Here is a 12,549-nt window from a genome sequence, read left to right as displayed (position 1 = left end):
GGTAGCTGAGAGATTGCCGGACAATGTGTCTCAATGCACCTGGAATTCATCCCAGGTTTGCATGATCTTTACAGCTCCCGCACTTGAAGACCGGCTAAACGTGACCTGGGACGCACCCGGATCGGACGAAGCCGACTCGGGGTGCGTCCGGTGTCTCAGCCGCCGAATGCCGAGGCCGGCGCGAGCGGAACGATCAGGCTGGACGGCCGGGCCGCGTCCCGGTGCAGCTGTTGGGACGAACCGAGCAAACGCGGCAAATCCGTCGGAATGGGCATAGTGGACGGGAAGGTGCCGCTGGTGATCCGCAGGCGCAGCGCGTGTCCGGGCTCCAGGCGATAGAACGTCGGGCGGATCTTGACCTCCAGCTTGGTCACCTCGCCGGGGGTGAGTAGCTGCTCGGCGTCCTTGCGGATCACGTGCTCCGGCGCGTAGATGGTGCCATCCGTTGTGCGCCAAGTCTTTTCGTCGTTCAACGTGCGCTGGCTGGCCAACTGCGACCCGCCGGTGATGTTTACCGCCGAACCGTCCGGCGCGACATCGTCGAGCCACACCTGGAAGGCGGCATCGTTGCTGGTCGAGGACGCGTACAGGGTGACGCTGCTCGGCCCGGCCAGCACGGTCGGCTCGGTCACCGGGTCCATCGTGTACCGACGGCCTGCGACCGGTTCCTGCACCCACTCGGTACACGGGTTGTACGCGTTGAACAGGCGGAACAGGAAATCGAACAGCCCGGCGCTGTACTGGCCGAGGCTCTGCCGGTTACAGATGGTGTCGATGCCGGTGTAATCCAAGCGATCCGACGCGTCCGCGACCGTCGGCGGCTGTGCGACCAGCCGGTCGCCGTCGAAGTACCGCTGCTGCACGCCGGCCTGCTCGAACGGGTAGCGCGCGGTGGCGACCGCCATGTTGTTCGGGTCGATGACGTGCAGCGGGGTCTCGGTCTGGTCGATGCCGTTCGGAATGTCCTTGAGCCAGCGGTCGAACCAGGCCAGCGTGATCAGGTCGGTGTCCATCCGCGACCCGGGCCCGAAGCCGAGCCCGACGTGATACCACGGGCCCATCAGCAGCTGGAACCGTCCGTCGGTGGCCTGCCCCGGCGCCATCGGCGCGAACTGGTCCTTGCCCGCCGCCAGGTTCTGCAACTGGGAGTAGTTGCGCCACGGGCCTTCCTGATACAGATCCCACAGGCCGCCGACCTGGTACATGGCGATGCCGTTGTCGACGACCTTGTTCAGGTCGGTCTCGAACCGGCGGTCCTGCCAGAACTGGCCGTCGTAGGCCAGCGGGCCGCCGCCGTACGCCTCGATCAGCAACTTGATCGTGCTGTCTGAGGAGACTGCCGCCTGGAGATGATCGACCAGAGTCTCGAGGAACATCTGCGGCGAGACCACCGCGGTGAGGAACGGACCGATCAGGCTCAGGTACGGCACCAGCACCGAGATGGCGGTGAGCAGGATCGGGCTCATCATGCCGTCGTGGCCGAGCACCTCGTTGAAGATGTTGTTCGGCATGGCCATCGGCACGATCGCCTTCAACGGCGAACCGGGCGAGACGGATTCGGCCGTGCGCAACGCGGACAGCGCCGGGAACGAGTACCCGTACATGCCGACCTTGCCGTTGGAGCCGGGCAGTTTCGCGGCCCAGTCGACCAGTTGCGCGCCGTCCAGGCCGTCCTGCTGAGACGCGGGGTTCCACGCGCCGGTCGACCCGCCGGTGCCGCGCACGTCCGCGATCACCTCGATGTAGCCGCGCCGCACCAGCATGTCCTGAGCGCTGGTGGCCTGGTTGATGATTCGGCGCGCGTCCTTGAGCTGATCGGGCAGCGGGATGTGCAGCGTGTCGACCACGCTGGTCACCGCGGCGGCGAGCGCGCTGGACACCGCGCCATAGGTGGTGAAGTTGACGACCACCGGAAAGTCACCCGCGGCGCGCTGGCCGGTGGCGGGGTCGGTCGGGTAGCGCACCTCGGTCTGCAACTGGGTGCCGTCGGACAGCGGAACGATATGTCCCAGTTCGTAAGCGATGCCGTAGCGCTCCGGGGTCGGCTGATAGTCGGCGGGCAGGCCGAAGTTGGCCGGTGCGTTGGGAACTGGGCCTGAGGTGGGCACCGCGTTTGCCGCAGGGGCGAGCTGAAGGATCAGACCGACGGCGGTGACGGCCGCGGCAACCGGCATGGAGCGGCGGAAGGCCCGCGCCCCGAATGCATTTCTCAACTACCTGAACCTTTGCTGGGCTGTGGGGTTGAAGCCGGGCGGGGGCTACCCGTCCGCCGATCGATGCCGCGGATCGAGTGCCGAAACCGGGGGCGCTGGATCCCGGATTGTGTCCGGATGTCCGACAGCCACACCTGACTTCATCGTCGCTACACAGCACAACGCATAAGCGGGGTGCCGCAACACCGGCAATTCCCAAGGGGATTCGCCGTGTCTTTGGAAAAGTGCCTAAAAGTTGTGCCGCCGCAGCGGATTACGGCGCGAACGCGGCGGATTCGAGCCGCCTGGCCAATCGAGCGGCGGACAGCGTCATCGCGTCGGCGGGCCGGTGCGGGTCGAGTCCGGTCAGCTCGTGTACCCGGGAAAGCCGGTAGGTCACCGTATTTCGGTGCACGTTGAGCTGCCGTGCCGTCGCCAGCTGATTGAACCCGCTGTCGACGAACACCTCCAGCGTCTCCGCCAGCATCGGCTGCGCGTCCAGCGGCGCGAGTACCGACGCGAGTCCCGGCCGGGCCGCGTCGCTCACCGCGACCGTGTATTCGAACTGCAAATCCTTTCGGCGGCACAGGATTTCCCGCCGGGTGAGGCAGCGGCCCAGTTCGGCGAGCACGCGCGCCTCGGCGTACATGACCGGGATCGCGTCTTTGCTGCGGGCCGCGCCGACACCGACCCAGTACGGCGGCGGTTCGGCCGGTTCCTGGGCGGGCAGCCGGGAGGTGAGCGCGGACAGCGTGGCCGATCCGTCGTCGCCGGCCTGCAGCGGGATCAGCGCGGTCCAGCCGCCGGCGTCGAGCCGCAGGAACACCCCGGGAATCGCCTCCACCCGATGCCGCAGCGCCGACGCCGGGCCGCCGCGGGTGCCGCACAGGCGGAACACCGCGACCAGGAAGGCGTCGGCCACCGGGATCACCGGATCGTTCGCCCACTCGACCGGGTCGCGGCCGGTGAGCAGCGCGTCGGCGATGCCGCGCCGACGCTCGAGCAGTTCCCAGCGCGGGTCGTGCACGCGCTGGGTGGCCGCGGTGGCGATCCGCGAGGTGATCAGCGTGACGTACTTGAGCAGCATGAGCGACGCGTCGAAGAGCAGTTCGCGCTCGGCCGGGGTGGCCGAGGCGCGCAGCCGCTCCCAGATGAACGCCGCGCCGAACCGGTAGCGCTCCAGCACTTCCGGCAGCGGGGTGCCGTCGCGCAACCGGTCCATCGCCAGCTCGACGAGTTCCCTGGTGTCCTCTTCCGCGGGCTCCTCACCCCGGACGAGGTAGTCGAAGAACAGGTCGACGTTGAGCTTGGTGCCCCGGGCGAAGTCGGTCTCCACCATCGATTGCGGCAGCCGCTGGTACGGCGGCAGCGCGGCGTAGAACGCTTCGAGCATCGACGCGGTCCGCCGATGGAGATCGTCGAACACCCGAGTCCGCGATGGCATCATGCTGTTCTTCTTCCCGGACTTAAGTCGAGTACAAGGCTTCGATGGTATCTGTGTAACCGCTGGAGATGGGCTTTCGCTTGAGTTTGCCAGTAGCGGTCAGGTAGTCGCTGCCGTTCTCCCAGACCTCGGGGAGCACGATGTACTTCCTGATCTGCTCGACCCTGGACAGTTTGCTGTTCGCCGCGGCGATGCCCTGCTCGATGGCGGTCAGGATGTCCGGGTCCTTGGCCAGCTCGGCGACCGTCTTGCCGGGCAGGTTGTGCCGCTGCGCGTAGGCGGCGGCCAGGTCGGGGTCGAGCACCAGCAGCGCCGTGTTGAACGGGCGCTGCTCGCCGATGACCACCACCGTGCCGATCAGCGAGCAGTTGTCGGTGACCGTGTTCTCGATGTTGGCCGGCGACATGTTCTTGCCCGACGCGTTGATGATCAGCTCTTTCTTGCGATCGACGATCGAGAGGTAGCCGTCGCTGTCGATGCTGCCGATATCGCCGGAGTGCAGCCAGCCGTCGGCGTCGATCGCCTCTGCGGTCTTGGCCGGATCGCCGCGATAGCCGCGCATCACCATCTTGCCGCGGATCAGGACCTCGCCGTCGTCGGCGAGCTTGACCTCGGCGCCCGCGATCGGGGTGCCGACCGTGCCGATCTTGACCCGCTCCGGCGGGTTGAGCGTGGCGCCCGCCGTGCACTCGCTCATGCCGTAGCCCTCGCACAGCGGGATGCCGAGGCCGAGGAAGAACTCGTGCACCTCCGGCGGGATCGCGTTCGAGCCGGTGACCGCGACGCGGACCCGGTCGAGGCCGAGGCCGTTGCGGATGGACGCGAGGACGAGCCGATCGGCGAGGCCGTACTGGAGCCGGTCGAGCGCGCCGAGCGGGCGGCCGTCGGAGGTGGCGCGGGCCTTCCGGCGGCCCACGCCGATCGCCCAGTCGATCAGGCGGCGCTTGACCGGCGACTCGGTGGCGAAGCGTTCCTCCAGTGCGCCTTTGACTTTCACCCAGACCCGGGGAACGCCGAGGAACACGCTCGGGTGCACCTCGGCCAAAGCCGTTGCGACCTGCTTGAAGTCGGGCACCGTGGTGATCTGGCAGCCCTCGAGGATGGTCAGGTAGTGCGCGAACCAGCGGTTGGCGGCGTGCGCGTCGGGCAGGTAGGAGATCACCCGGTCGTCCGGTCCGCCGCCGCCGAAAGTGTCCAGGACCCTGGCATTTTCGATGAAGTTGGTGTGGGTGAGCTCCACGCCCTTCGGCGGGCCGGTGGTGCCGGAGGTGTAGACGATGGTGAGCAGATCGTCGGGCTGCACCTTGCGCCAGGTGGCGTCGAAATCGAAGCTGCCCGCGGTGGCCCGCTCGACGTCGGCGAGCGCGATCGCGCCCTCCGGGGCCTCGTCCACACAGATCACGTGCTCGACGTTGATGCCCTGCTCGGCGGCCTTGGCGACCGCCTCCAGGATCTTCGGCGCGAACTGCTTCTCGCAGATGACCGCCTTGTTGCCCGCGTTGCCGAACTGGTAGACCAGCAGGTCGACCGGGTTGGTGTTGTACACCGAGAACGGCGTCGCGCCGGCGTGCAGGATCGCGGTGTCGCAGAGGTGGAACTCCGGGCGGTTGGTCAGCATGATCGCGACCGTGTCGCCGGACTCGATGCCGAGCGCGGCCAGACCCGTCGCGATGGCCTGCACCCGTTCGCCGTACTCACGCCAGGTGATCGAGACGGCCCCGCCGAGCGTGCGCAGCGCGACCGCGTCCGGGTACTTCGCGACGTTTGACTGGAACGCCGCACATAGCGTGTCCGGGCGGGCGGCCGCCGGGACTGTCGATGAAACCAAGAACCTAACCTCTGCTAGCGAAGGGCTGAGGTCATGCCCGGTCGTGTGGGGACGGGGATGACCTCATCGTCATCTATCAGCAGAACGCATGAGAGAGTGTGTGCGCTAGCGGCAAACGCGCAGAGTGTGGCGCGCGGCATTGTGCATTTGACCAAATTCAGCCGCAAACCGGCCAGGAACCGGGCTGATCCAGCGGCAGGCCCGGCGCGGCCATGGCGGCCGCGGTAGCGGGCGCGAAGCAGTTGTTTCCGGCGCTGCCGAGGCGGCCGCCGCCGAAGTCGAGCACCGAGCCCGGGCCGAGCGTGCTGTCGCTCCGGCCGAGGGTGACCGGGCCGGCGAAGCGGGAGCGTTCGATCTTGCCGGTCAGCTGGGCCAGGTCGCCGACCGCGCGGACGTGCAGGTCGGCCACCGTACTGTCGGCGACCGTCGTGTCGGCGATGTCGAAACGCATGGTCGCCGTGGCCGGGGCCGGGCCGGCGGGGGAGTAGGCGTAGACGCCGATGCCGTCGGCGCTGCATCGGCTCAGCTGCGCGTTGCGCAGGGTGAGGGCGGTGGTGTTGTCCCGGCCGAAACTGGCGGAGAACAGGCAACTGCCCAGATTGCCCGGCACCAGCGGGTTGAGCACGGCGCCAGGGAAATTGGAGCCAGAGGCGGTGAGGCCGTCGATGGCCATGACGTGCCGGGCGCCCTCCGTGCTGAGATTCAGGTTCTGCACGATATCGCCGGGGACGTCGAGGAATTCGCTGTCGGTGAGGGTCACCTCGCTGTCCGGGGTGCCGTTGCTGGTGACGAATTCGATGCCGTTGGCCGAGAGGTGGCCGCCGCCGTGCCGATAGCTGTTGCGGTCGATGGTGATTCGCATGCGGGCGCGGTCGGCGGCGTTGACGAAGATGCCTTCGCTGTCCGCGGCCGCGTTGAGCGGATCGTTCGCGGGCAGCGCGATGCCGCGCTGGGTGTTGCCGCGCAATGCGGCGGTGAGCGAGGAGGTTCCGGTGCTCTGCAAGCCCATGGCCAGGACCGAGAGTTTGGCGATGCCCTCGTTGATGTTCTGCGTCAGGTTGTCGGTGATGGTGGCGTCGACCTGAGCCGAACCAGTACTGCGCACGTCGATGCCGTCGCCACAGGCGGTGTCGTGCACGGTGTTTCGTTCGAGGACGAGGGTGCTCGCGCCGGCGTCGGCGTCGATCATGATGCCCGCCCAGCCGTTGTTCAGGGCGACCAGGTTCGGGGTGGCCGGGAGCGACATGCCGAACGGGACACCGATCATCGGCGGGAAGGGCTGCACCAGGAATCCGTCGTGGCAGCCGCGGTTGGTGGCGGCGACCGTATTGCCCGCCAGGACCGTGCTGCCGACATTGCGGCCGTAGATGCCGCCGCGCTGGGCGCTGGTGACGGTGAGGTCGCGGACCTCCGTGTTCGGGGCCAGGCGGACCGCGTCACCGTCGTTGGCGGCGGTCGTATTGGCCACGGCCGCAACGCTTCCGGGCGCTGTGCGGCCGAGCAGGTGCTGGCCGGGTTTGAGCGCGAGACCGCCGTCGAGCGGGGCAGTGCCGAGCGGCGCGGGCAGCACGACGATCGTGTCACCGTCACCCGAGGCCTGCTGGACCGCCGGCAAGGAATTGAAAGGCGTTGCTTCCGTGCCGTTTCCGCCGGGCGCGGCGATCGCGCTCACGTACCAGGTCTGGCCAGGATCGGCGTTCGCGGGCAGCGCGGCGGTGCCGACGGCGAGCGCGCAGCAAAGCGCGCCGGCCGCGGCGATCCGCAGTGACGACAGTGTCATGGGGGCCTTCCGGAGAGTTCTCGACGATGCCGCGCACCGCCGTGAACTCCAGCCCACCCCATGACCCGACCGCATGGTATTGACAGATTGCCGAACCTGCCGCCGATTCTTTGTGCCGATGTCTACGCCCGGCGACCGTCAGGCGACGTCCACACCCCGCCAGAACGCCACGTAGTCCTTGATCTGGGCGGCTTCGGGTTTGGGATCGGGGTAGTACCAGGCCGCGTCGGGATTGGTTTCGCCGTCGACTACGACGGTGTAGTAGCTCGCGGTGCCCTTCCACGGGCAGAACGTGTTGGTCTCGGACGGCTGGAAGAACTCGGTGTACACGGAGTCGGGTGGGAAGTAGTGGTTGCCTTCGACGATGACCGTGTCGTCGCTGCTCGCGAGAACGCGGCCCTGCCAGGTTGCCTTTGCCATGACATCGATACTGCCTGAGGTTCGAGGGTGGCCCACTGATCAATGGACCTCGGCGGGCTCCAGTGGATATGGCGGGTCGCCGATGCCGACGATGCGCACGTTGCCCCACGGGTCACGCTCCTGGAGGCGGCCCGCGGTGGGGAAGCGACCGGGGAGGGTGAGGAAGACCTCGGCGCGGCCGGGGTCGGGCAGGTCGTCGCCGGTGATCCGGCCGTACCAGTGGTACTGGCCGTCGATCGGGTCTGCGTGACCGCTGAGCGAGACCGTCACCGAGAGCAGCGAGCCGGGGGAGTCGAGCGTGGCCGGACCCGAATACTCGTGTGCCGGTTCACGATCGGCCGCCACGGTCAGGTCGTAGTGGCCAGAGTCGGGGTGGCGCATGGTGCGCCAGTAGGAGACGCTCGAACCAGGCCAGGCGGCGCGGTTGACGCCGTGCTCGTCCAGGTACCAGCTGTCGCAGCCGCCCGCATTCCACACGGTGCCCGCCAGTTTCTGCTGGGTGCGGCGATTGAACTCGTGCTGGGTCGCCGCGCGCACCTCCATCCGGGTGCTCGACGTCTTGCGCAACAGCTCGACGCACTGGCGGATGTAGCGGGCCTGCGCTTCGATCATGAAGACGATCGACTGATGCCCGCCGCCGGAGTTCGGGCCGACGATGAGGAACATGTTGGGGAACCCGTGCACCGCGACGCCGAGGAACCCCTCCACCCCGTCGCGCCAAGCCGCTTGCAGCGCAAGGCCGTCGGCGCCGACGATATGCTGATCGGCGAACCGGTCGGAGATCTTGAAACCGGTGCCGTAGACGATCGCGTCGAAGTCGGTCTCGGTACCGTCGACGGTGGCGACGCCGGTCTCGGTGAGACCCGCGATGGGGATGGTCTCCAGGTGCACGTTGTCGCGTTGCAACGCGGGATAGAAGTTGTTGGACACCAGGATTCGCTTGCACCCGAGCCGGTAGTCCGGGGTCAGCCGGTCGCGCAGCTCGGGGTCGTGCACCTGGCGGCGCAGGTGGCCGCGGGCGACCTTCTCCACCTGACGCATCAGTTCCGGATTCATGAACGCCGGGATCATCGACTCGTAGCCCCAGTAGATGGCCCACCGGTAAAGCCGTTGCGCGCCGGGCAGATACCGGAATATCCCGTGCTCCACCGAGGACAACGGACGGTCCGGCTTCGGAATGATCCAGTGCGGCGTGCGCTGGAAAACCGTCACCTGCGCCGCCTCTTTGGCGATCTGCGGCACGAATTGCACCGCGCTGGCCCCGGTTCCGATCACCGCGATCCGCTTGCCGCGCACGTCGAACTCGTGGTCCCACTGCGCCGAATGGAAACTCTTGCCGCGGAACGTGTCCCGGCCCGGGAACTCCGGCACCGACGGTTCGTGCAATGGTCCGGGTGCCATCACGACCAGGCGCGGGCTGACGGTCCGCCCGTCCGCGAGACCGATGTCCCAGCGGTCGGCGGCGTCGTCGAAGTCGAGGGTCACCACCTCGGAGTTCAGCCGGATGTGCCTGCGCAGGTCGTATTTGTCGACGGTGCGGCGCAGGTAGTCCAGGATTTCCGGCTGCCGGGCGAACATCCGCGACCAGCGCTTGTTCGGCTCGAACGAGTACGAATACATCAGCGACATCACGTCGCAGCCCGCGCCGGGATAGGTATTCTCCCGCCAGGTGCCGCCGATCTCGCCGGCCTTCTCCAGCACGACGAAGTCGTCGATGCCCGCCTTGCGCAACTCGATGGCCATGCCGAGACCGCCGAAACCGGCACCGACAATGACGATTTCGGGGTCTTTGCTCATGCGAGCAGCCCCCGTCGCCGCCAGATCCACTCGCCGACCGGCCCGATGAGACCCTGCTTCTGCAGGAACACACCGAGATTCGCGGCGCCGATGCCCAGCGCCTTCTTGGCATCCGGGTTGCCGGCCGCGATCCGCCGGGCGGCGCGCCCGTCCAGGCCGGCGCGGGTGTACATGTGCCGGTTGGTCAGCAGATAGACGAACAGCGGGGCCGCGACCGCGACACACAGTCGGGTGTAGGCGAGTTCGGCCCGCGACATGGTCGGCACCATCCTGGCCAGCGCGTCCCGGGCGAACCCGATGTGCCGCGCCTCCTCCGTGACGTGGATGCGCATTGCGCGAGAGACCAAGGGCTGCAACTCCGGATCGTCCAGGGTGCGCCGCTGGATCGCGTCGAAGATCTCCTCGCCGACCAGTGCGCCGACCCAGGTCATGGAGCCGCGCAAGAAGATCGGCAGCACGCCGATGGCCAGCCTGCCCGCGCGCCGCGGCCAATACGGCCGGGCCTCGATGCGGTCGATCAGCTTGCCGAACATCATCATGTGCCGGCACTCGTCGCCCATCTCGACCAGCGTGTAGTGCGAGTGCCGGGTGGTCGGATCGTCAGCGAGCAACTCGCGCAACAGGAGTCGGTTCAGCAGGTTCTCGAACCAGATGCCGACCGAGAGCACGTTCGCCAATTCCTGCCGGGACAGTTCGCGCTGCTGCTGTGGCGTCATCGACTCCCACAGCTCGGTGCCGTAGAGCGACACGACCTCCGCGGGGAGGAAGAGTTTGTCCGGATCCAGCGGCGCGTCCCAGTCCATGTCGACCACCGGGTCGTAGGACTTCTTGACCGATCCGGTCAGTAGGCGCTGCGCGAAGGACTCTTGCGGGATCAGTGCGGCCTCGTTGCCCATGACTGCTCTCCAACATTGTCGACTAACCGATACAAGCTGTCACATTTAGATTAGTGAGACGGCCTGTCGCAGTCAACCTACTTGCGGGTATCGTGACTCTGTGACCACGACCAGCGGAAACCTCGAGCCTCCCGTCACCGACGGCCGCGCTACCCGCTGGAACGGGCACAAAGCGCAGCGCCGGGCGGACGTGATCGACGCCGCGATCACGGTCATCGAGGAGCACGGCGTCGAGGTGTCGGTGCAGCAGATCGCCGACCGGCTCAAGCTGCCGCGCCCGGTGGTCTACCGACATTTCGACGGCCGCACCGACCTGGACGAGCAGATCCGCCGGCAGATCCTGGAATCGCTACTGGCACAGATCATGCCGAAGCTCGACCCCGAGGGCACGGTGCGCGACGCCGTGCGCGGCGCGGTCGGCACCTATGTCCGCTGGGTCGAACGGCACCCCAACCTGCACCGTTTCATCGGTGGCGCGGCGCCCCAGGGCGATTCGTCGCTGGCCGGCGCGCGCGACCGGATCGGCGGACGGCTGGCCGACCTGTTCGCGATCTGGCTGTCCCGCTTCGGGATCGATCCCGGCCGGGCCCGGCCGATGGCGTTCGGCATCATCGGCTTCGTCGACGGCGTGGTGAACAGCTGGCGCGCCGACCCGGCCACCAACCTGTCCTCCGATCAGGTCGAGGGCATTCTCACCGAGTCGGTGCTGGCCCTGTTCGAGGGTAACGCGCGCAGTCTCGGTGTTCCGCTGGAACGCGACGTGGTCGTCGGCGATCTGCTCATCCGGCCGGAAGCGTTGCGCGCCCGGTAGTCCCGTCAGGGCGGTGCAATTCGACTGCCAGCGCAATCAATTCGGCCAAATGCTCGCCGTCGGTGCGGGCCAGCCGCATGGCCTCGGCGACCGGGAAAGTACGGACCTCGAGGATTTGCTCGGCGTCGTCCGGATTGGTCGGCGCGGAATCCAGCACGACATCGGCGGCACACCAGAGCCATGCCTTGTGCGGATGCGGCTGCCAATCGCGAAAGGGCGCAGCCTGATTGCTGGTGGCATAGTGCGCGCCGATCCAGCGGACCGGGCCGGTAGGGTGGGCGCCTGCTTCTTCGCGGAGTTCACGGCGGAGGCATTCGTCGATGGATTCGCCGCGTTCGCGGGTGCCGCCGGGGAGCAGCCAAATGTCGCGGTCGTCGCGGCACAGCACGATATCCTCGCCGACGAAGCAGACGAGGTGGATGTTGGTGACCAGTTCGTCGGGCGGTGCTTCGGTGGCGAACTGGACATCCATATCACCCCAGGCCCAGTGGGTCGGGGTGTGCAACAACGGATAACGGTCGGCCAAGGTCACCTCATGAAACTAGTGGGATCGGGCGTTACATACGAGGGGGAGTGCGTTGACTACGCTCATGCCGGTGTCCGAACCTGTGCCCTTGACGAGGCTGCTCGATGACGCGGGGTTGCTGTCGCTCGAACACCGGCTACACGTCGAGGAACTGCTGGGTCCGCACCGCTGGCAGGCCGATATGGAGGGGCGCAGGCTCGAATTCGTCGGCGACGAGCAGACATTCGAATGCACCGACTTTCACCTGCTCGGCACCGCCGACGCGGAGACCTGGCTGTGGGCCTGGGCGAATCCGTGGGGCTTCCCGAAGTCGCTGATCGCGGTGGCGCGGATGGTGCGCGAGTTCGGTTTCCGCTATGGCGTCGCCGAATTGTGTGCCGCGGAAATGCCGGTCGCGCTCGGCCGGGCGGCGCCGCAGCCGCACCAGGTGGCCGAGCTGCTCGCGGACGCCGCGAAAGTGATTTCCGGGCATTGGAGTTCGTACTGCGGGGTCACCGACGGTACCTGTGTGGCGTTTCTGGTCGAGCATCCGGCGTTCGAACTGCCGCCGCCGAGCGCGTCCGGGATCGCGCGGGTATTGGCGCACGGAATAGGCGCGCTGCCGCTGGTCGACTATCGGCGGGCGACCCAGAGTTATCTGAGCAGACGGGGATTGGTGACCGAGTTCGTCGAGGGCCAGCGTTTGCTGGAATTCAGTGGGTCGGGCATGGCGGGGAGCATCGAATTCGACCGCGACGGGCTCGTCGCGAACCTCGACGTCGGGGTGGTCATCGATCGCATCGAGCTGCCGTCGAAAGCGCACTCGGCCAACTCGTTGTAGCGGCAGGCCGCCGAACGGAGGACGCCCGCTCGGAC

Annotated in this window: 10 protein-coding genes; 2 read left to right on the top strand and 8 right to left on the bottom strand. The window is 67.5% G+C overall.

Annotated elements, in window-relative coordinates; translation table 11 throughout:
* Window positions 1–155: 155 nt before the first annotated feature.
* The 7 genes from AB0M22_RS24185 to AB0M22_RS24155 all read right to left on the bottom strand — a co-directional run bounded on the left by AB0M22_RS24185 (window position 156) and on the right by AB0M22_RS24155 (window position 10,357).
* Window positions 156–2,213 (bottom strand): CocE/NonD family hydrolase, encoded by a 2,058-nt coding sequence (locus tag AB0M22_RS24185; protein WP_364730898.1) that lies wholly within the window; start codon window positions 2,211–2,213, stop codon window positions 156–158.
* Window positions 2,214–2,466: 253 nt separating this feature from the next.
* Window positions 2,467–3,639, bottom strand: coding sequence for a helix-turn-helix domain-containing protein (locus AB0M22_RS24180; protein WP_364730895.1), 1,173 nt, complete (start codon window positions 3,637–3,639; stop codon window positions 2,467–2,469).
* A gap of 19 nt (window positions 3,640–3,658) precedes the next feature.
* Entirely contained in the window at window positions 3,659–5,464 is a 1,806-nt protein-coding gene (locus tag AB0M22_RS24175) for a long-chain fatty acid--CoA ligase (protein WP_364730893.1), read from the bottom strand.
* A gap of 157 nt (window positions 5,465–5,621) precedes the next feature.
* A complete protein-coding gene (locus tag AB0M22_RS24170; protein ID WP_364730890.1) occupies window positions 5,622–7,244 on the bottom strand; it encodes a hypothetical protein in 1,623 nt (540 codons plus the stop codon).
* A gap of 138 nt (window positions 7,245–7,382) precedes the next feature.
* Window positions 7,383–7,664 carry a DUF427 domain-containing protein gene (locus tag AB0M22_RS24165; RefSeq protein ID WP_364730888.1) on the bottom strand — a complete coding sequence of 94 codons (282 nt, stop codon included), beginning with the start codon at window positions 7,662–7,664 and terminating at the stop codon, window positions 7,383–7,385.
* A gap of 39 nt (window positions 7,665–7,703) precedes the next feature.
* Window positions 7,704–9,461 carry a DUF4873 domain-containing protein gene (locus AB0M22_RS24160; RefSeq protein WP_364730886.1) on the bottom strand — a complete coding sequence of 586 codons (1,758 nt, stop codon included), beginning with the start codon at window positions 9,459–9,461 and terminating at the stop codon, window positions 7,704–7,706.
* Window positions 9,458–10,357 carry a diiron oxygenase gene (locus AB0M22_RS24155; protein WP_150404590.1) on the bottom strand — a complete coding sequence of 300 codons (900 nt, stop codon included), beginning with the start codon at window positions 10,355–10,357 and terminating at the stop codon, window positions 9,458–9,460. The genes AB0M22_RS24160 and AB0M22_RS24155 overlap by 4 nt, the downstream gene beginning before the upstream one ends.
* Window positions 10,358–10,457: 100 nt before the next feature.
* On the opposite strand from AB0M22_RS24155, the gene AB0M22_RS24150 reads away from it, so the two are divergent.
* Window positions 10,458–11,168, top strand: coding sequence for a TetR/AcrR family transcriptional regulator (locus AB0M22_RS24150; RefSeq protein ID WP_364730882.1), 711 nt, complete (start codon window positions 10,458–10,460; stop codon window positions 11,166–11,168).
* Here AB0M22_RS24150 and AB0M22_RS24145 read toward each other — a convergent pair.
* Window positions 11,137–11,700: an NUDIX domain-containing protein gene (locus AB0M22_RS24145; protein WP_364730880.1), complete on the bottom strand. Its 564-nt coding sequence runs from the start codon at window positions 11,698–11,700 to the stop codon at window positions 11,137–11,139. The genes AB0M22_RS24150 and AB0M22_RS24145 overlap by 32 nt on opposite strands.
* A gap of 64 nt (window positions 11,701–11,764) precedes the next feature.
* Between AB0M22_RS24145 and AB0M22_RS24140 the strand changes: the two genes are divergently transcribed.
* Complete coding sequence (locus AB0M22_RS24140; RefSeq protein WP_364730877.1) at window positions 11,765–12,514, top strand: DUF6882 domain-containing protein; 750 nt, start codon at window positions 11,765–11,767, stop codon at window positions 12,512–12,514.
* Window positions 12,515–12,549: the final 35 nt, after the last annotated feature.

The sequence above is a fragment of the Nocardia sp. NPDC051756 genome (assembly GCF_040681495.1).
Lineage (GTDB): Bacteria > Actinomycetota > Actinomycetes > Mycobacteriales > Mycobacteriaceae > Nocardia.
This window is presented reverse-complemented; position numbering and strand designations above follow the sequence as displayed.